Here is a 19,237-nt window from a genome sequence, read left to right on the forward strand (position 1 = left end):
CGGCTGGGCGACGCCTGGCATCCGCTGCGCGCCAGGATGCCGTGGCTGCGTGGCGGACTCGACCGGCTCGTCTCGGCGGCCCGGGAGGCGGAACGCCGGGACCGGCCGTTATTCCCGTCGGGAATGCCGCCCCCTCTCCCGTACGCGGGCTAGGAAGCGCCGCGCCGCAGCGGCCGGCGCATCAGGTCACCGGTGCTCCTGAGGCGGTCGGAGGCCCGGGTGCTCCAGTCCGTCCAGACCTCGCTGATCCGCCACAGGAGACGGACCGACGAGCGCGGCAGCAGCAGCGCGCGCAGCCGGGCGGTGCCGTCCGCCGAGCGCCGCAGGCCGTCCGCCACCAGGAGCACATCGGCCGCGCTGCCCAGGGCCGCGGTCGGCCGCGGTGAGAACAGCGCCTGCTCCACGGCGTCGCCGAGCCGCCGGGCCGCGTCCTGCGAGGGGCCCTCCAGCCCGCCGCCCCCGACGAGCCTGGCCACCACGGCGCGCGGTGTCTCGGACTCGTTCGGCCGCAGGCCGTAGTCCCAGGCCGTGTCGACGAGCTCCTGCCACACCGCCAGCGTGCGCGCGCCCTCACGGGCGCCCGGCTCGGCGAGGTCCCGCCCGGTCAGCCGCAGCCACGCCTCCTCGGCCGCCGGGTCGTGCCGGCCGGACAGCCGTCGTGCCCGCACCCGGCGCCGCCACAGCAACGGCACAAAGAGCACGAGGACCAGCAGCACGAGCAGGCTCACGACCCAGAACCACACAGTGCCCAGCAGGTCCCGTATGTTCTGCCAGAAGCCGCCCGCCGGGGGAGCGCTGTCGGCGGATCCGGCCAGCGGGTCGCAGTTGCCGAGCTGGATGTCCTTGGCCGCGCAGGTCGGCGTGGCCGTCGGGCCGTGCTCCGGCGCGACGGTCGGGTCCTGCTGCGGGGTGTCGGTGGTGACGCCCGCCGGGTCCGGGGCCGTGGTCTGCGCGGTGTAGTCCGGGGTGGTGCCCCGGGTCGGGGTGGGCTCGAAGCGGGTCCACCCGATGCCCTCGAAGTACAGCTCGGGCCAGGCGTGCGCGTCCTTCAGCCCCACCGTGTACGTGCCGTCCGACTGGGGCGTGCCCGGGGTGAAGCCGACGGCCACCCGGGCCGGGATGCCGAGCGTCCGGGACATCGCGGCCATGGTGAAGGCGAAGTGGATGCAGAAGCCTTCCTTGTTCTTCAGGAAGCGCGTGATCGCCTGCACACCCGTGCCGGAGCGCACCGACGTGTCGTACGTGAAGGCGCCGGAGGTGAACCAGCGTTGCAGCGCCACCGCCCGCTCGTAGTCGTTGGTGGCGTCCTTGGTGATGTCCAGCGCGGTGCGGTTGACCTCCTCCGGCAGCGAGTCCGGCACCTTGGTGTACTCCGCGCGCAGTTGCGCCGGGGCCGGCGGGGCGGCGGCAAGCTGCTGGGCCGTCGGCTGCAGCCGCAGGCTCGTGACCTGGTAGCTGGCACCGGAGGTGTTCTGCCCGCGGTCGCCGATGATGGTGCGGCCCTCGGGCTCGTACCGCCAGCGGCCGTCGACGTGCACCTGCTGGGCGGGGTACGGCATCGGCAGCCACATCTGCACATAGCCGCGGTCCGCGACGATCGAGGTCTCGGTCAGCGAGGTCGCTGTCTGCGGGCCGAGGCCCTGCGGGACGGGCAGCACCTTGGGCACGTCGGTGAGGGCGCGCTGCGAGGGCTCCCACTTGTCGCCCGTGAACCGGTCGAGGGAGACGATCCGCAGATACATGTCGCCGGTCGACTGGCTGTTGGTGCGGTAGCGGAGCACCTCCCGGTCCTGGGGCTGGTTCAGGTTGTCCTGGAGGGCGACCACCGGGTTGACCGCGGCGATGGTCCCGCCACCGCCCCCGCCGCCCTGGCCCGCGCCCGTCGCCTGGAGCAGTCCGCCGCCCAGCCCGGGGACCAGGCCCGCCAGGAGCGCCACGCCCAGCGCGACCGCCCCGATGCGGTGTCCGGTGCGCACCGGCGCCACCGTGCCGCCGCCCGACAGCGCGGCGGGGCCGCCCCCGCCGCGCGCCGCGCCGCCCGGCCCGCCGAAGATCCGTCCCCAGCGCGAGAGCCGGTCCCGGCCCTCGGCGAGCAGGAGCAGCAGATAGCCCACGCCGGCGAGCAGGAAGAGCCACCACTTGCTCGCGCCCCCGGACAGCCCGGCCGCGACCGAGTACAGCGCCAGCAGCGGCAGTCCCGCCGGGGCCGCGCTGCCGTAGGTGACCGCCAGCGCGTCCACGACCAGCCCGATCACCAGGACGCCGCCCACCAGCAGCAGGCGGATGCCGTCGGTGACCGGCGCCGGGATGGCGAACTGGCCCACGTCCTGCACGCCGGCCGTCAGCAGCCGCCCGAACTCGGTGAAGGCCGGGGGCCCGGGGAACACCCCGAGCACGGCCTGGTCGTGGACGAAGATCAGGGTGAGCGCCAGCAGCGACACGATGCCCTGTGCCGCGATCGTCAGCGGCCTGGCCAGCGGCACCCGCCGGGCCGCGGCGCCGACGCCGGTCTGCAGCAGGACCAGGGCCATGGCCTGGACGACCCACGAGCTCGGCGTTGCCAGGGGCGTCAGCGCGAAGGAGGTCAGGATCGTCGCCAGCGCCGCGAACGCCGCGATCCGTCCGCGTCCGCTCATCATCGGGTTCCCGCCTCCTCCTGGGCGCGGCGCCGGTCGGCGCGCTGCCACAGCTCCGCCAGACCGTCGCCGTGGGAGACCGGCAGCACCGTCCAGCCGGCCTCGTGCAGCAGCCGCACGCTGCGCGCGGTGCCGTCTTGGTCGCTCACCGCGCCCGCCGGCAGGTCCGGCCGGTCCGTGCCGTGGTACGTCTCGCCGGTGTCCGCCCCGCCCCAGTCCTCGCGGCTCATCAGGAAGGCGACGGCGCCGCCGGCCCGCTGGCGCATCCGGGCGGCCATCGCCGCCTGCTCCTCGTTCAGGTCGCCGAAGAAGGCCACGAGCAGCCCCTCGCTGCCGGTCCGCAGCACGTCGAGCGCGCGCGACAGCCCGGCGCCGTCGGAGTGGTCGACGACGGCCAGTGTGTCGAGCAGGACCCCGGCGGCGTCCGAGGTGTCCGCGCCGAAGCCCTCGTGGCCGGGCACGGTGCTGCCGTTGTCGGTCAGCAGCCGTACCGTGTAGCCCCGCTCCAGCATGTGCACCGCGACGGACGCGGCTCCGGAGACCGCCCACTCGAAGGCCGAGTCGGGCCCGGCTCCGAAGTAGGCCACTGCCCGGGTGTCCAGCAGGATGGTGCAGTGGGCCCGGTGCGGCTGCTCCTCGCGACGCACCATGAGCTCGCCGTACTTGGCGGTGGAGCGCCAGTGGACGCGGCGCAGGTCGTCCCCGTGGCGGTAGCCGCGCGGGATCACGTCGTCCTCGCCGGCCAGGGCCAGCGCCCGGGTGCGGCTCTCGCCGTAGCCGGAGGAGTCGCCCTTGAGCTTGACCGCGGGCAGCGGCTCGACGCGGGGCACCACCGTCAGGGTGTCCTGCGCGCTGAAGGACCGGGTCAGCTCGCACATGCCGAAGGGGTCCGTCAGCCGCAGCTGCAACGGGCCCAGCGGGTAGCGGCCCCGCAGGTCGGAGCGGACCCGGTAGGAGACCTCCCGGTGGCCGCCGGGCTCCACGCGGTCCAGCACGAACCTCGGCCGGGGGCCCAGCACGTACGGCACCCGGTCCTGGAGCATCAGCAGCCCGGTGGGCAGCCGCGACACGTTGTCCATGCGCAGGTGGACCCGGGCCTCGGACATCGCCGGCACCCGCGAGGGCGTCAGCCGGCGGCTGCCCGCGACGCGGTACCGCGTCCGGTGGAGCACGGCCACGCACAGCAGCGGCAGTACGGCCAGCAGCAGCCCGACGCGCAGCAGGTCGGTCTGGCCGAGTACGAACGCGCAGACCGCGGCGGCCACGCCCGCCGCGAGGAAGGAGCGGCCACGGGTCGTGAGACCGCCCAGGGCGGCGCGGAGGCCGCCTTCACGCTCGGTCACGTGATGCCTCCTGCGCCCCGCCCTGTCTCGGATTCATCGGCTGCCGTACGGGTCGGGGACCGGGGTGCGCTGCACGATCTCGGCGACGACCTGTTCCGGCGTGCGCCGGTTCAACTGCGCCTGCGCCGTGGGCAGCAGACGGTGCGCCAGGACCGTGGAGGCCAGCGACTGGACGTCGTCGGGGAGGACGAAGTCCCGGCCGTCCAGGGCCGCCGCCGCGCGGGCGGCGCGCACCAGGTGCAGCGTCGCGCGGGGGGAGGCACCCAGGCGCAGGTCGGGGTGGTCGCGGGTGGCGGCGACCAGGGAGACGGCGTAGTGCCGCACCGCGGCCGACACGTGCACGGTGCGCACCGCCTCGACCAGCTTGACGATCTCGTGGGCGTGGGCCACCGGCTGGAGGTCGTCCAGCGGGCTGACGCCCGCGTGCACGTCCAGCATCTCCAGCTCCGCTTCCATGCTCGGGTAGCCGATGGAGACCCGGGCCATGAAACGGTCCCGCTGCGCCTCGGGCAGCGGATACGTTCCCTCCATCTCCACCGGGTTCTGGGTGGCGATGACCATGAAGGGGCTCGGCAGCGGGTAGGTGCTGCCGTCGATGGTGACCTGCCGCTCCTCCATCGACTCCAGCAGCGCCGACTGCGTCTTGGGCGACGCGCGGTTGATCTCGTCGCCCACGACGATCTGCGCGAAGATCGCGCCCGGCTTGAACTCGAAGTCGCGGCGCTGCTGGTCGAAGACGCTCACACCGGTGATGTCCGACGGCAGCAGGTCCGGCGTGAACTGGATGCGCCGGACCGAGCAGTCGATCGACCGGGCCAGCGCCTTGGAGAGCATCGTCTTGCCGACGCCGGGGACGTCCTCGATCAGGAGGTGTCCCTCGGCGAGCAGCACCGTCAGGGCAGTCCGTACGACCTCGGGCTTGCCCTCGATCACGTTCTCCACCGACCGTCGTACGCGGTCCGCCGTGGCGGTCAGATCGCTGAGGCTTGCTCGCGACTCATAGGTCGTCACCCGGTTCTCCTCGGCCCGTTCCTGGGGTCGCGGTCATCCCTGGACCGGCCCTCCCCGTGTTTAAGGAGCATTCTCCCCTTCAACTATGCTCCGCGTCACTCGGCTTCCGTTACTCGTTCGTGATTTCCCGGAGCAGGCCGGTGTGGACGTCGAAGACAAATCCGCGCACATCATCCGCATGTGCCAGGAACGGCGAGGTCCGCACACGCTGTATGGACTGCCGGACGTCCTGGTCCACGTCGCGGAACGCCTCCACGGCCCAGGTCGGGCGCTGGCCGACCTCCTCCTCCAGCTCCGTGCGGAAGTCCTCGGTGAGCGACTCCAGGCCGCAGCCGGTGTGGTGGATCAGCACCACCGAGCGGGTGCCGAGGGCGCGCTGGCTGATGGTGAGCGAACGGATGGTGTCGTCGGTGACCACGCCGCCCGCGTTGCGGATGGTGTGGCAGTCGCCGAGCTCCAGGCCGAGCGCGGCGTGCAGGTCGATCCGGGCGTCCATGCAGGCGACCACGGCGACCTGGAGGACCGGCCGGGCGTCCATGCCGGGGTCGGTGAACCGCGCCGCGTAGCCGCGGTTCGCCTCGACCAGGCGATCGGTGACGGAGGAGGTGGCGGTGCCGGCGCCGGTGGCGGGCTGCTGCGCGTTTGTCGACATGGGACGACCGTAGACGGCGCGGGGCCGACACACCCGCTGCCGGGTCCGGCAAAACTCGGTCAAACACCCGCAGTGTGAGGTAAGCCACAGGCGTCGGCGCGGATCGCCCATGCGAGTGATTCCGTCACGGCCGTACCCCTGTACGCCCGTGCCGGGGCGGGCTTCTCGTTGACCGTGGGGCCCCGTGGAGTAAAGTGGCGCGAAGTGGGTCGCCAGCCAGTGGCCGGTCAAGCGGGAGGTGCGGATGTTCCTCGGGACGTACGCGCCGCGGCTGGACGAGAAGAGCCGACTGGTCCTGCCCGCGAAGTTCCGCGAGCAGTTCGCCGACGGCTTGGTCATCACCAAGGGGCAGGAGCGCTGCCTCTGCGTCTGGCCCGCGGCGGGCTTCCGCGCCTTCACCGAGGAGCTCGGCAGGGTGCCGGTCACCTCGAAGGCGGCCCGGGACTACATGCGCGTGCTGTTCGCCGGGGCCCACGACGAGGTGCCCGACAAGCAGGGCCGCGTCACCCTTCCGCAGCCGCTGCGCGACTACGCCGGCCTGCGCCGGGACTGCGCCGTCATCGGCGCCAACACCCGGGTGGAGGTGTGGGACGCCACCGCCTGGGAGGAGTACCTGGCCGCCCAGGAGGACGCCTTCTCCGCGTTGTCGCAGGAGGTGCCCCCGGGCCTACTGTGACAACGCCCCGTCCCGACCTGCCCCGCCGCACACCCTCTGATCTAGCCTGATGGCTCACGTACGCGTACGTGACACTCGGCCTCCTCCCGCTCCGCGGTCCGCCGGCACTCCTTCCCCGGTGCCAGGGGTCCGTCCACGAGCGGGCGGGGACCCAGTGGTACGTCCCCGGAAGTACTTGAGAAGGGCCCCATGAGCACCACCCCCTCCGAGCCACGCCACGTCCCGGTCATGCTGGACCGCTGCCTGGACATGCTGGCCCCCGCCCTCGGCGCCCCGGGCGCCGTGGTCGTGGACGCCACCCTCGGCCTCGGCGGGCACAGCGAGGCCCTGTTGCGGCGCTTCCCGCAGGCCCGGCTCGTCGCCGTGGACCGCGACCCCGCCGCGCTGAAGCTGGCGGGGGAGCGGCTCGCCCCGTACGGCGACCGGGCCACCCTCGTGCACGCCGTGTACGACGAACTGCCCGAGGTGCTGGCCGGGCTCGGCACGCCCCGGGTGCAGGGCGTCCTGTTCGACCTCGGCGTCTCCTCCATGCAGCTCGACGAGGCCGGCCGCGGCTTCGCCTACGCCCAGGACGCTCCCCTGGACATGCGGATGGACCAGAGCAAGGGCATCAGCGCCGCCGAAGTGCTCAACACCTACCCGCCGGGCGAGCTGGTCCGCGTCCTGCGCGAGTACGGCGAGGAGAAGTTCGCCCGCAAGATCGTCGAGGCGGTCGTCAGGGAGCGGGCCGGCGAGCCCTTCTCCCACAGTGCGCGGCTGGTCGAGCTGATCCGCGAGGCCCTTCCGCAGGCGGCCAAGCGCACCGGGGGCAACCCGGCCAAGCGCACCTTCCAGGCGCTGCGCATCGAGGTCAACGGCGAGCTGACGGTGCTGGAGCGGGCGATCCCGGCGGCCGTCGGCGCGCTCGCGGTGGGCGGGAGGATCGCCGTGCTGTCGTACCACTCGCTGGAGGACCGCCTGGTCAAGGGCGTCTTCGCGGCCGGTGCGGCCACCACCGCGCCCCCCGGGCTGCCCGTGGTGCCCGAGGAGTACCAGCCCCGGCTGAAGCTGCTCACGCGCGGCGCCGAACTGCCCACGGAGGACGAGATCGCCGCCAACCGCCGGGCGGCCCCCGCCCGGCTGCGCGGCGCCCAGCGGATCAGGGAGGCCCGGGCATGAGCCGGCGCACGGCGGCACGGTCGCCCTTCGTCCTGCTGATCGTGCTCCTGCTCGGCGGCGGCCTGATCACCCTGCTGCTTCTCAACTCCGCGGTGAACCGGGACTCCTTCAAGCTCAGCGAGCTGCAGAAGGAGACCACCCAGTACACCGACGACGAGCAGGAGCTCCAGCAGGAGGTCGACCAGTACTCCGCCCCGGACGCGCTCGACCGGCGCGCCCGCGATCTCGGCATGGTGCCCGGCGGCAACCCGGCCTTCCTCGCCCCCGACGGCTCCGTGCTCGGCGACCCGGGCAACGCGAGCGACGACCCCGCCGCGCCGCCGTCGTCCCCGAGCACCGCCCCGGCCACGGTGGCCCCCAGCGGTTCCGCCGCGGCCTCGCTGGGCCCGGCGCCCTCCGTCAGCCCGCCCGCGAGCCCGCCCGCCGGTTCGTCCGCCAGTCCGTCCGTCACCCCTCAGGAGACGCCGTGACCCCCGACCCCGTACCGGGACGCCGGCGCACCCCGCCGTCCCGCGCCGGTGAAGGTACCGCCGCGTGGTGAGCCACGACGGCGAACCGCCCCGCAGGCGGCCCGTGCCCGGTGCCGGCCACGACGCGGCGGGGCGCCGCCAGCCTCCGCGCGGCGGCGCGCGCAGGCCCGTTCCGCCCCGTGAGGCGCACGCCCGCGGCAACCCGCCGCCGCGGCAGCGGGTGCGCCGTCCCGCGCCGCGGGGACCGGTCTCGCCCTCCGGGGCGGCGCTGCTGCGGCTGGGCAGACCGCGCCCCCGGCTGCGGCTGGTGAGCCTGGCGCTCTCCCTCGTGATGCTGACCTTCGTCATCCGGCTCTTCCAGGTGCAGGCCGTCGACGCGGCGACGTTCACCGCCAAGGCCGAGATCAACCGGAACTTCAAGGCCACGCTGCCCGCCGAGCGCGGCACGGTCACCGACCGCAACGGCATCGACCTGGCCACCACCGTCGACGCGTACGACATCACCGCCGACCCGCTGCTGTTCACCCCCGAGTACGCCAAGGTCAAGGACGGCCCGCAGCGCGCGGCCGAGCTCCTGGCCCCGATCGTCGACGGCAACGCGCAGACCATCGCCAAGCAGCTGGCGAACTACCCCAAGTCGCGCAACGAGATCATCGCCCATCAGCAGTCGCCGCAGGTCTGGAACCAGATCAGGGACCTGCAGAACGCGCTGGCCGACAAGGCGGCCAAGGACAACGGCGGCAACTATCTCGCCGGCGTCTTCCGGCTGCGGCACAGCAAGCGGGTCTACCCCGCCGGGGATCTCGCCGCCGGTGTCATCGGCTGGGTCAACGCCTCCGACGTGGGCGGCGGCGGCCTGGAGAACAGCCTCGACAAGCTCCTGGCCGGCAAGGACGGCACGATCACCTACGCCCAGTCCGGCGGCCGCCGGGTGCCCACGGCCAGCGTCCGCGAACGGGCGGCGGAGCCCGGCACGGACGTCGAGCTGACCCTCGACCGGGACATCCAGTGGGCGGCGCAGCGGGCCATCACCGACCAGGTCGCCGAGTCCGACGCCGACCGCGGCTACGTCGTCGTCCAGGACACCCGCACCGGCCAGATCCTGGCCATGGCCAACTCGCCCGGCTTCGACGCCAACGACCTGTCCAGGGCGGACGCCTCGTCGCTGCACAACTTCGCGATCGAGGACGCCTACGAGCCCGGCAGTGTCAGCAAGCTGATGTCCATGGCCGCCGTCCTTGACGAGGGCGTGGCCACCCCGGAGACCCATGTGACCGTGCCGGGCACCCTGCCCCGCGCCGACCGGGTCTTCCACGACGACGTGGACCACGGCACCTGGTACCTGACGCTCAACGGCGTGCTCGCCAAGTCGAGCAACATCGGCACGATCCTCGCCGCGGAACAGCTCGGCAAGAACCAGAAACAGGCCAATCGCGTCCTCTACTCCTACTTGAGCCGGTTCGGCATCGGACGGCCCACCGGGCTGGACTTCCCCGGTGAGACGCCCGGCATCCTGGCCAAGCCGGACGACTGGAACGCGTCCCAGCAGTACACGATCCCGTTCGGACAGGGCCTGTCGCTGAACGCCGTGCAGGCCACCTCGGTCTACTCGACCATCGCCAACGGCGGTGTCCGGGTGGAACCGAGCCTGGTGCGCGGGACGACCGGCCCCGACGGGCAGTTCGTGCCCGCCGCCGCACCGAAGAAGACCCGGGTGGTCAGCACCAAGACCGCCCGGACGCTCGCCACGATGCTGGAGTCGGTCGTCGGCAGCGAGCAGGGCACCGGCGTCAAGGCCCGGATCGCCGGGTACCGCGTCGCGGGCAAGACCGGCACGGCCAACCGGGTGGACCCGGACACCGGCACCTACAGTGGCTACACCGCCTCCTTCATGGGTTTCGCGCCGGCGGACAAGCCCCGGCTGACCGTCTCCTGCGTGATCCAGAACCCCACGCGCGGCAGCTACTTCGGCGGGCAGATCTGCGGCCCGGTCTTCAAGCAGGTCATGGAGTTCGCCCTGAAGTCCCTGCGGGTTCCGCCCAGCGGTACGCGTGCGCCGGCCCTGCCGGTCGAATGGGGCTCGTCGAAGTCGTGAAGGGGCGTGAGGGACATCAACGGCGTGCGGGCGGAAGGACGGCGGACATGACCGAGGACGGCCCCGCCGCGGCGGGCACGCACGGTGGCGCGGCGGACGCGGACCGTGCGGGAGGCCCCGGGGGGCGAAGTGCCGCCCGGGAACCGGGGCGGAGGCCTTTTGGCCCCGGGACCGGCCCGGCGGGTACTCTCACCGCCGTGTCACTCGCTGATCAGTCCCCCACACCCGAACAGCCCCAGCCCGGCGCGCCCCGCCCTACCCGGGTCCGCCCCAAGTCGCCCGCGGATCTGGCCGCGAGGCTGGGCGTGCGGCCGCCCGCGCAGGACGCCGCCCCGGTCACCGGGATCACCCACGACTCGCGTGCCGTCCGCCCCGGCGACCTCTACGCGGCCCTGCCCGGGGCCCGCTTCCACGGCGCCGACTTCGCCGCCCAGGCGGCCGCTCTGGGCGCCGTCGCGGTCCTCACCGACCCGGCGGGCGCCGAGCGCGCCGCCGCGACCGGGCTGCCGGTCCTGACCGTCCCGGACCCCCGCTCCTCGATGGGCGACCTGGCCGCCGAGATCTACGACCGGCCGGGCGAGGACCTGCTGCAGATCGGCATCACCGGCACGTCCGGGAAGACCACGACCGCCTACCTCGTCGAGGGCGGCCTGCGCGCGGTGCACGGCACCCGTACCGGCCTCATCGGCACCGTGGAGTCGCGGATCGGCGACGAGCGGATCAAGAGCGAGCGCACCACCCCCGAGGCCACCGACCTTCAGGCGCTGTTCGCAGTGATGCGCGAACGGGCCGTCGGCGCGGTCGTCATGGAGGTCTCCAGCCACGCCCTGGTGCTGGGCCGGGTGGACGGCGCGGTGTTCGACGTCGCGGTCTTCAACAACCTCAGCCCCGAGCACATGGAGTTCCACTCGGGCATGGAGGACTACTTCCAGGCCAAGGCGCAGTTGTTCACCCCGCGCCGCAGCCGGCTCGGCGTGGTCAACCTCGACGACGAGTACGGCCGCCGGCTGGTGCGCGAGGCGCAGGTGCCGGTGACGACGTTCTCCGCCGAGGGCCACCCGGACGCGGACTGGCGCGCCGAGCACGTCGAGATCGGCGCGCTGCGCTCCACGTTCACCGCGGTCGGTCCCGGGGGGCGGCGGATCAGCGCCGTCTCGCCGCTGCCGGGCCCCTTCAACGTCGCCAACGCGCTCGCCGCGATCACCGCCCTCGCGGTGGCCGGGATCGACCCGCAGACGGCCGCCGACGGGGTGGCCGCCGTGCCGGGCGTCCCGGGCCGGCTGGAGCGCGTCGACGCGGGCCAGCCGTACCTGGCGGTCGTGGACTACGCGCACAAGACCGACGCCGTCGAGTCGGTGCTGCGGGCGCTGCGCAAGGTGACCAAGGGCAGCCTGCACATTGTGCTGGGCTGCGGCGGCGACCGCGACCGGACCAAGCGCGGCCCCATGGGCGCCGCCGCCGCGCGGCTCGCCGACACCGTGGTGCTCACTTCCGACAATCCCCGCTCCGAGGACCCGCTCGCGATCCTCACCGCGATGCTGTCCGGTGCCGCCGGGGTCCCGGCGCACGAGCGGGGCCACGTGATCGTCGAGCCGGAACGGGCCGCCGCCATCGCGACGGCCGTCTCCCTGGCCGGGCCCGGCGACACCGTACTGGTGGCCGGCAAGGGCCATGAGCAGGGCCAGGACATCGCCGGAGTGGTACGCCCCTTCGACGACCGAGAAGTACTCCGCGCGGCCATCGGGCACGCCGCGGGCACACCAGCGCAGGAGAAGGACCAGGACCAGCTGTGATCCCACTCACCCTCGCCGAGGTCGCCCAGGCGGTCGGCGGGAGCACGTACGACATACCGGACCCCGGCCTCCGGGTCACCGGGTCCGTGGAGATCGACTCACGTCAGGTGCGGCCGGGCGGACTGTTCGTCGCCTTCCAGGGCGAGCGCGTGGACGGCCACGACTTCGCGGAGCAGGCCGTCGCGGCCGGCGCGGTCGCCGTACTGGCCGCCCGGCCGGTCGGTGTGCCCGCGATCGTCGTGGACGACGTCCAGCTCGCCCTCGGCCGGCTGGCCCGGCACGTGATCGAACGGCTCGGCGCGACCCTCGTGGCGCTGACCGGTTCGGCGGGCAAGACCAGCACCAAGGACCTCATCGCCCAGGTGCTCCAGCGGCTCGCCCCGACCGTCTGGACGCCCGGCTCCCTCAACAACGAGATCGGGCTGCCCCTCACCGCCCTGCGGGCCGACGAGTCCACCCGGCACCTGGTGCTGGAAATGGGCGCCCGCGGCATCGGCCACATCCGCTACCTCACCGAGCTGACCCCGCCGCGCATCGGCCTGGTCCTCAACGTCGGGACCGCGCACATCGGCGAGTTCGGCGGCCGCGAGCAGATCGCCCAGGCCAAGGGCGAGATGGTCGAGGGGCTGCCGGAGGCCGCCGAGGGCGGCATCGCCGTGCTGAACGCGGACGACCCCCTGGTGCGCGCCATGGAATCGCGCACCAAGGCGCGCGTCGTGTTCTTCGGCGAGGCCCCCGACGCCGACGTGCGTGCCGAGAACGTCCGTCTCAACGACCGAGGTCAGGCGGTCTTCACGCTCACAACACCTACCGGGTGCAGCGAAGTGACCATGCGCCTGTACGGTGAGCACCACGTGTCGAACGCGCTCGCCGCGGCCGCCGTAGCCCGTGAACTCGGCATGCCCACAGACGAGATCGCCACCGCGCTCTCCGAAGCCGGGACGCTGTCCCGCTGGCGTATGGAGGTCGTGGAGCGGCCGGACGGCGTGACGGTCGTCAACGATGCCTACAACGCGAACCCCGAGTCCATGAGGGCCGCCCTGCGCGCGCTCGCGGCCATGGGGCGCGCCGCCGAGGCACGCGGGGGCCGCACGTGGGCGGTGCTGGGCGAGATGGCCGAGCTCGGCGGGGAGTCCCTCGCCGAACACGACGCGGTCGGACGGCTCGCCGTCCGGCTCAACGTCAGCAAGCTGGTGGCGGTCGGCGGCCAGGCGGCCGCCTGGGTGCAAATGGGCGCCTACAACGAGGGTTCGTGGGGTGAGGAGTCGGTGCACGTGTCCGACGCTGAGGCGGCGATCGACCTGTTGCGCAGTGAGCTGCGTCCGGGGGACGTCGTGCTGGTGAAGGCATCGAGGGCAGTCGGACTGGAACGGGTCGCGCTCGCGCTGCTCGACGGCGTCGAGGGCGGGGTCGCTCAGTAATGAACCAGATCCTGGTCTCGGGCGTCCTCGGACTCTTCCTCTCCCTGATCGGCACTCCGATGCTGATCAAGCTGCTGGCCCGCAAGGGCTACGGCCAGTTCATCCGCGACGACGGCCCCAAGGAACACCACAGCAAGCGCGGTACGCCCACCATGGGCGGCATCGCGTTCATCCTGGCCACGCTCTTCGCGTACGCGCTCACCAAGGTGATCACCTCCGAGCGGCCGACGGTCTCCGGCCTGCTGGTGCTCTTCCTCTTCGCCGGCCTGGGCGTGGTCGGCTTCCTGGACGACTACATCAAGATCGTCAAGCAGCGCAGCCTCGGTCTGCGCGCCAAGGCGAAGATGGCCGGCCAGCTGATCGTGGGCATCACCTTCGCGGTGCTGTCGCTGCAGTTCGCCGACTCCCGCGGGGTCACCCCCGCCTCCACGCGGCTGTCCTTCACCCAGGACTTCGGCTGGTCGCTCGGCCCGGTGATCTTCGTGATCTGGGCGCTGTTCATGATCCTGGCGATGTCGAACGGCGTGAACCTCACCGACGGCCTCGACGGCCTCGCCACCGGCGCCTCGGTGATGGTCTTCGCCTCGTACACGGTCATCGGCGTCTGGCAGTACGGGCAGTCCTGCTCGAACGTCGTCACCGCAGGGCCGGGTTGTTACGACGTGCCGCATCCGCTGGACCTCGCGGTCGTCGCGGCCGCGCTCATGGGCGCCTGCTTCGGCTTCCTGTGGTGGAACACCTCGCCCGCGAAGATCTTCATGGGCGACACGGGCTCCCTCGCGCTGGGCGGCGCGCTGGCCGGTCTGGCCATCTGCTCCCGCACCGAGATGCTGCTCGCCATCCTCGGCGGCCTGTTCGTCCTGATCACCCTCTCCGTGGTCATCCAGGTCGGCTCCTTCCGCCTCACCGGCAAGCGGGTCTTCCGCATGGCCCCGCTGCAGCACCACTTCGAGCTCAAGGGCTGGGGCGAGGTCCTGGTCGTGGTCCGCTTCTGGATCATCCAGGGCATGTGCATGGCCGTCGGCCTCGGCCTCTTCTACGCGGGCTGGGTGGCCGCGCAGTGACGCCGCCCTCCGGGCGGGGCGGCCCGCGCACGCTGCCCGCGCACGCCGTCGAGGCGGCCCGCGCGCTCGGACTGCCGGGCCGCCGTGTCACGGTGGCCGGACTCGGGGTCTCCGGGATCCCGGCCGCCGAGGTGCTGGCCGCGCTGGGCGCGCGGGTCACCGTGGTGGACGGCGGCGACAGCGAGCGGCACCGCGCGCAGGCCGCCCCCCTGGAGGCGCTCGGCGTCGCCGTGCGGCTCGGCGACGGCGCCACCCTGCCCGAGGGCACCGAACTGATCGTCACCTCCCCGGGCTGGAAGCCCACCAGCGCGCTCTTCACGGCCGCCGAGGCGGCCGGGGTCGAGGTCTGGGGCGACGTGGAGCTGGCCTGGCGGCTGCGGGGCGCCGCGGCGGCCCCCTGGCTCGCGGTCACCGGCACCAACGGCAAGACCACGACCGTGCAGATGCTCGCCTCGATCCTGAACGCCGCGGGCCTGCGCACCGCGGCCGTGGGGAACATCGGCACCCCGGTCCTGGACGTCGTGCTCTCCGACGAGCCGTACGACGTGCTGGCCGTCGAGCTGTCCAGCTACCAGCTGCACTGGGCGCCCTCCGTGCGCCCGCACTCCGCCGCGGTGCTCAACCTCGCCCCGGACCACCTCGACTGGCACGGCTCCATGGCGGCCTACGCCGCCGACAAGGGCCGTATCTACGAGGGCAACACGGTCGCCTGCGTGTACAACCTGGCCGACCCCGCGACCGAGGCGCTGGTGCGCGAGGCCGACGTCGAGGAGGGCTGCCGCGCGATCGGCTTCGGCCTCGGCAGCCCGCGGCCCTCCGAACTCGGTGTCGTGGACGGCATCCTGGTCGACCGGGCCTTCGCCCCCGAGCGGCACACCTCCGCCCAGGAGCTCGCGGAGATCTCCGACGTGAACCCGCCGGCCCCGCACAACATCGCCAACGCGCTGGCCGCGGCCGCCCTCGCCCGTGCCTTCGGCGTGCAGCCGGCCGCCGTGCGCGACGGACTGCGCGCCTTCCGTCCGGACGCCCACCGCATCGCGCACGCCGGCACGGTCGACGACGTCACGTACATCGACGATTCCAAGGCCACCAACACGCACGCCGCCGAGGCCTCCCTGGCCGCGTACGAGCACATCGTCTGGATCGCCGGCGGCCTCGCCAAGGGCGCGACGTTCGACGGGCTCGTCACGGGGGCCGCCAAGCGGCTGCGCGGTGTTGTGCTGATCGGCGCCGACCGGGCGCTCATCGGCGAAGCGCTCGCGCGACACGCCCCCGAGGTCCCGGTCGTCGACCTCGACCGCACCGACACTGGGGCGATGGCGGCCGCCGTCCGCGCAGCGCGGGACCTGGCCCACCCGGGCGACACGGTGCTCCTGGCCCCGGCCTGTGCCTCGATGGACATGTTCGCGAACTACAACGTCCGCGGCGACGCGTTCGCCGAGGCCGTACGGGACCTGCGGGCCCCCGGCACCGGGCAGTAGCCGCAGGCCGCTCCGGCACGCACCGCGACCAAGGAGGGGACATGACGGCAGCCGACCACGGTGGCGCCCCCGGTTCTCGTTCCCGCAACGCGCTCGGCGCCCCCGCCCGCCCGGCGCGCCCGGCGGCGGCACTGCCCCGCCCGGGGCGTGCGCGGCCGCCCGCGCCCCGGCCCCCGCGGAGCTCGTCGCGGGGGAGCGCCCTGCGCGGCGCCAAGGTGGTCTTCGACCGGGTGAAGCGGGCCTGGGACCGCCCGTTGACGGCGTACTACGTGATCCTCGGCAGCAGCCTGCTGATCACTGTCCTCGGCCTGGTGATGGTCTTCTCCGCCTCCCAGATCAAGGCCCTGGAGTACGGGCTGCCCTCCACGTACTACTTCCGCAAGCAGCTCTTCGCGGCCGTACTGGGCACCGGGCTGCTCATCGTGGGGTCCCGGATCCCCGTGCGGCTGCACCGGGCGCTGGCGTACCCGCTGCTGGTGGGCTCGGTCTTCCTGATGGCACTCGTACAGGTGCCGGGGATAGGGCAGTCGGTGCACGGCAACCAGAACTGGATCTACCTCGGCGGCCCGTTCCAGCTCCAGCCCAGTGAGTTCGGCAAGCTCGCCCTGGTGCTGTGGGGCGCGGACCTGCTGGCCCGCAAGGACGACAAGAAGCTGCTCGTGCAGTGGAAGCACCTGCTGATCCCGCTGGTGCCGATCGCCTTCCTGCTGCTCGGCCTCATCATGCTCGGCGGCGACATGGGCACCGCCATCATCCTGACCGCGATCCTCTTCGGCCTGCTGTGGATCGCCGGCGCCCCCACCCGGCTGTTCGCGGGCGTGCTCGCGGTGGCGGGGGTCATCGGCTTCCTGCTGATCAAGACCAGCGGCAACCGGATGGGCCGGCTCGCCTGCATCGGGGCCACCGATGTCACTCCCAGTGGCGGCTGCTGGCAGGCCGTGCACGGGATCTACGCCCTGGCCTCCGGCGGATGGTTCGGTTCCGGTCTGGGTGCGAGTGTGGAAAAATGGGGCCAACTGCCCGAACCGCACACCGACTTCATCTTCGCCGTGACCGGGGAGGAACTGGGCCTGGCGGGGACGCTGTCGGTGCTCGCCCTCTTCGCGGCTCTAGGCTATGCGGGTATCCGCGTGGCCGGTCGTACGGAGGACCCCTTCGTCAGGTTTGCCGCGGGTGGGGTGACGACGTGGATCACGGCTCAGTTCGTGGTCAACATCGGTGCGGTGCTCGGTCTGCTGCCGATCGCCGGCGTCCCGCTCCCGCTGTTCTCCTACGGGGGCTCGGCCCTCCTGCCGACCATGTTCGCGATCGGGCTGCTCATTTCCTTCGCAAGGAGCGAGCCCGGGGCGCGGGCGGCACTCAAGGCGCGGGGGCCCGGCTACTGGCCGGGGGCAATGACACGGACGATGAGGCGGTTCGTCGCACGGCGGCCGTCCAGGGAGCGGTGAATTTCGGTGCACGTCGTACTCGCCGGTGGGGGGACCGCCGGCCACATCGAGCCCGCGCTCGCGCTTGCCGATGCCCTGCGCAGGCAGGACCCGACCGTGGGGATCACCGCGCTGGGCACGGAACGGGGCCTGGAGACCCGGCTCGTGCCCGAGCGCGGTTATGAGCTGGCTCTGATCCCCGCCGTCCCGCTGCCGCGCAGGCCCACCCCCGAGCTGATCACGGTGCCCGGGCGGCTGCGCGGCACGATCAAGGCCGCGGAGCAGATCCTGGAGCGCACCAAGGCGGACGCGCTGGTCGGCTTCGGCGGCTATGTGGCGCTGCCCGGCTACCTGGCCGCCAAGCGGCTCGGTGTGCCGATCGTGGTGCACGAGGCCAACGCCCGCCCCGGCCTGGCGAACAAGATCGGCTCGCGCTACACCGAGCACGTCGCGGTGAGCACCCCCGACAGCAAGCTCCGGCACTCCCGTTACATCGGCATCCCGCTGCGCCGCTCCATCGCGACGCTGGACCGTGTCGCGATGCGGGGCGAGGCGCGGACCGCGTTCGGGCTCGACCAGACCCTGCCGACGCTGCTGGTCTCGGGCGGCTCGCAGGGCGCGCGGCGGCTCAACGAGGTGATCGCCTCCGTGGCGCCGCGACTTCAGCAGTCCGGCGTGCAGATCCTGCACGCGGTCGGCCCCAAGAACGAACTCCCGCAGGCCGACAATATGCCCGGCATGCCGCAGTACATCCCGGTGCCCTACCTGAACCGGATGGATCTGGCCTACGCCGCCGCCGACATGATGCTCTGCCGTGCCGGCGCCATGACGGTGGCCGAGCTGTCCGCCGTGGGCCTTCCCGCGGCCTATGTGCCGCTGCCCATCGGCAACGGCGAGCAGCGGCTCAACGCGCAGCCGGTGGTCAAGGCCGGCGGCGGCGTCATCGTCGATGACGCCGAACTGACCGCGGAGTGGGTGCTGGGCCATGTCCTGCCCGTTCTGACCAATCCGCACCGACTGTATGAAATGTCGCGCGCCGCGGCCGAATTCGGCCGCCCGCACGCCGACGAGCTGCTGGTCGGCATGGTGCACGAGGCGATCGCGGCCCGTCGTCGCTGAGCCCGGTGGGTGGGCCCCGGCCCACCCACCGGCGTGCGCCCGCAGGTGAGCCGGGCGGGGCGGCTAGCCTGCTGCGCAGCGGACGAACCCACCCCCAACCCCCGGAGGCGAACGTGGCCGTACCGACGACCGCCGAGCCGGCCGCCGACCAGATCCAGCCGTCGCCGGGATCGGCCCGCCGCCGCCGTGCGATCACGCTCGCGGTGCTCGCGGCCGCCGGTCTGCTCACGGGCACGTCCGCCTGGCTGCTGTACGGCTCGGCCTGGCTGCGCGCGACGTCCGTCACCGTGACCGGCGCCGACGTGCTGACACCGGACGAGGTGCGGGACGCCGCCGGGGTGCCGCTGGACGGCCCGTTGGTCTCCGTGGACACCGACGCGGTGGCCGGCCGGCTGCGGGAACGCCTTCCGCGGATCGCGAATGTGACAGTGGAACGTTCATGGCCGCACACGATCGTTCTTAAAGTGACGGAGCGAACTCCCGCGGCCCTGGTGAAAGATGGCGGGAACTTCATCGAAGTGGACGCCGACGGCGTACGGTTCGCCAAGATCCGCGACCTCATCAAGGGCGTCCCCGTCATCGAATTGAACCCCGACCGCGACTCGGCGAGCTTTCGTCATTTCGGGACAAAGCGGCTCCTCGCCGCCGCCGTCCAGGTCGCCGCGGACCTCCCGAAAGCCGCCTACCAGCAGGCCCGTCTGATCGAAGTCCGCTCCTGGGACGACATCTCGGTGCAGCTGGCGGGCGGACGCACCGTGGTGTGGGGGAGCGTGGAGCGTGGCGAGGAAAAGGCGTTCGCGCTCGCGACGCTCATGAAAGTCGAAGAGCATGCCGTCTTCTACGACGTGAGTGCCCCAACAGCCCCTGCGGCATCGGACGGTTGACGTCTCA

15 protein-coding genes are annotated in these 19,237 nt (G+C 72.9%); 11 read left to right on the top strand and 4 right to left on the bottom strand.

The annotated features are described in order from the left end of the window. Nucleotides 1–149: 149 nt before the first annotated feature. The 4 genes from ABZ883_RS30830 to ABZ883_RS30845 all read right to left on the bottom strand — a co-directional run bounded on the left by ABZ883_RS30830 (nt 150) and on the right by ABZ883_RS30845 (nt 5,642). The gene (locus ABZ883_RS30830) at nt 150–2,639 is read right to left on the bottom strand and encodes a DUF3488 and transglutaminase-like domain-containing protein (RefSeq protein WP_360911900.1); all 2,490 of its coding nucleotides are present in this window, start codon (nt 2,637–2,639) and stop codon (nt 150–152) included. Beyond that, a complete protein-coding gene (locus ABZ883_RS30835; RefSeq protein WP_360911902.1) occupies nt 2,636–3,979 on the bottom strand; it encodes a DUF58 domain-containing protein in 1,344 nt (447 codons plus the stop codon). Before ABZ883_RS30835 ends, ABZ883_RS30830 begins: the two co-directional genes overlap by 4 nt. Nucleotides 3,980–4,012: 33 nt before the next feature. Beyond that, a complete protein-coding gene (locus ABZ883_RS30840) occupies nt 4,013–4,990 on the bottom strand; it encodes a MoxR family ATPase (RefSeq protein WP_360911904.1) in 978 nt (325 codons plus the stop codon). A gap of 109 nt (nt 4,991–5,099) precedes the next feature. Further along, nucleotides 5,100–5,642 carry a carbonic anhydrase gene (locus tag ABZ883_RS30845; protein ID WP_360911906.1) on the bottom strand — a complete coding sequence of 181 codons (543 nt, stop codon included), beginning with the start codon at nt 5,640–5,642 and terminating at the stop codon, nt 5,100–5,102. 244 nt (nt 5,643–5,886) lie between these two features. Between ABZ883_RS30845 and mraZ the strand changes: the two genes are divergently transcribed. From mraZ to ABZ883_RS30900, 11 genes are all read left to right on the top strand, one after another. Further along, a complete protein-coding gene (gene mraZ, locus ABZ883_RS30850) occupies nt 5,887–6,318 on the top strand; it encodes a division/cell wall cluster transcriptional repressor MraZ (protein WP_360911908.1) in 432 nt (143 codons plus the stop codon). A gap of 189 nt (nt 6,319–6,507) precedes the next feature. Continuing rightward, nucleotides 6,508–7,476, top strand: a complete 969-nt coding sequence (gene rsmH / locus ABZ883_RS30855; RefSeq protein WP_360911910.1) for a 16S rRNA (cytosine(1402)-N(4))-methyltransferase RsmH — start codon at nt 6,508–6,510, stop codon at nt 7,474–7,476. After that, nucleotides 7,473–7,946 (top strand): hypothetical protein, encoded by a 474-nt coding sequence (locus tag ABZ883_RS30860; protein WP_360911912.1) that lies wholly within the window; start codon nt 7,473–7,475, stop codon nt 7,944–7,946. The genes rsmH and ABZ883_RS30860 overlap by 4 nt, the downstream gene beginning before the upstream one ends. 220 nt (nt 7,947–8,166) lie before the next feature. Next, nucleotides 8,167–10,041: a penicillin-binding protein 2 gene (locus tag ABZ883_RS30865; RefSeq protein WP_360912151.1), complete on the top strand. Its 1,875-nt coding sequence runs from the start codon at nt 8,167–8,169 to the stop codon at nt 10,039–10,041. A gap of 47 nt (nt 10,042–10,088) precedes the next feature. Next, complete coding sequence (locus ABZ883_RS30870; protein ID WP_360911914.1) at nt 10,089–11,834, top strand: UDP-N-acetylmuramoyl-L-alanyl-D-glutamate--2,6-diaminopimelate ligase; 1,746 nt, start codon at nt 10,089–10,091, stop codon at nt 11,832–11,834. After that, entirely contained in the window at nt 11,831–13,255 is a 1,425-nt protein-coding gene (murF, locus tag ABZ883_RS30875; RefSeq protein ID WP_360911916.1) for a UDP-N-acetylmuramoyl-tripeptide--D-alanyl-D-alanine ligase, read from the top strand. The genes ABZ883_RS30870 and murF overlap by 4 nt, the downstream gene beginning before the upstream one ends. Next, the gene (gene mraY, locus ABZ883_RS30880; protein WP_360911918.1) at nt 13,255–14,319 is read left to right on the top strand and encodes a phospho-N-acetylmuramoyl-pentapeptide-transferase; all 1,065 of its coding nucleotides are present in this window, start codon (nt 13,255–13,257) and stop codon (nt 14,317–14,319) included. The genes murF and mraY overlap by 1 nt, the downstream gene beginning before the upstream one ends. Before the next feature lie 71 nt (nt 14,320–14,390). Continuing rightward, nucleotides 14,391–15,800: a UDP-N-acetylmuramoyl-L-alanine--D-glutamate ligase gene (gene murD, locus ABZ883_RS30885; RefSeq protein WP_360912153.1), complete on the top strand. Its 1,410-nt coding sequence runs from the start codon at nt 14,391–14,393 to the stop codon at nt 15,798–15,800. Between the two features lie 41 nt (nt 15,801–15,841). Continuing rightward, nucleotides 15,842–17,248: a putative lipid II flippase FtsW gene (gene ftsW, locus ABZ883_RS30890; RefSeq protein WP_360911920.1), complete on the top strand. Its 1,407-nt coding sequence runs from the start codon at nt 15,842–15,844 to the stop codon at nt 17,246–17,248. Between the two features lie 6 nt (nt 17,249–17,254). Continuing rightward, the gene (gene murG, locus ABZ883_RS30895) at nt 17,255–18,346 is read left to right on the top strand and encodes an undecaprenyldiphospho-muramoylpentapeptide beta-N-acetylglucosaminyltransferase (protein ID WP_360911922.1); all 1,092 of its coding nucleotides are present in this window, start codon (nt 17,255–17,257) and stop codon (nt 18,344–18,346) included. Between the two features lie 113 nt (nt 18,347–18,459). Continuing rightward, entirely contained in the window at nt 18,460–19,230 is a 771-nt protein-coding gene (locus ABZ883_RS30900) for an FtsQ-type POTRA domain-containing protein (protein ID WP_360911924.1), read from the top strand. The last annotated feature ends 7 nt before the right edge of the window (nt 19,231–19,237 follow it).

Origin of the sequence: Streptomyces sp. NPDC046977, from assembly GCF_040644455.1 — a bacterium.
Classification (GTDB): Bacteria; Actinomycetota; Actinomycetes; order Streptomycetales; family Streptomycetaceae; genus Actinacidiphila.

Bases quoted from the DNA above. Each gene is read 5' to 3' on its own strand.
- ABZ883_RS30830 (WP_360911900.1), bottom strand. From the start codon at position 2,639: ATGATGAGCGGACGCGGACGGATCGCGGCGTTCGCGGCGCTGGCGACG.
- ABZ883_RS30845 (WP_360911906.1), bottom strand. From the start codon at position 5,642: ATGTCGACAAACGCGCAGCAGCCCGCCACCGGCGCCGGCACCGCCACC.
- mraZ (WP_360911908.1), top strand. From the start codon at position 5,887: ATGTTCCTCGGGACGTACGCGCCGCGGCTGGACGAGAAGAGCCGACTG.
- rsmH (WP_360911910.1), top strand. From the start codon at position 6,508: ATGAGCACCACCCCCTCCGAGCCACGCCACGTCCCGGTCATGCTGGAC.
- ABZ883_RS30860 (WP_360911912.1), top strand. From the start codon at position 7,473: ATGAGCCGGCGCACGGCGGCACGGTCGCCCTTCGTCCTGCTGATCGTG.
- ABZ883_RS30870 (WP_360911914.1), top strand. From the start codon at position 10,089: ATGACCGAGGACGGCCCCGCCGCGGCGGGCACGCACGGTGGCGCGGCG.
- mraY (WP_360911918.1), top strand. From the start codon at position 13,255: ATGAACCAGATCCTGGTCTCGGGCGTCCTCGGACTCTTCCTCTCCCTG.
- ftsW (WP_360911920.1), top strand. From the start codon at position 15,842: ATGACGGCAGCCGACCACGGTGGCGCCCCCGGTTCTCGTTCCCGCAAC.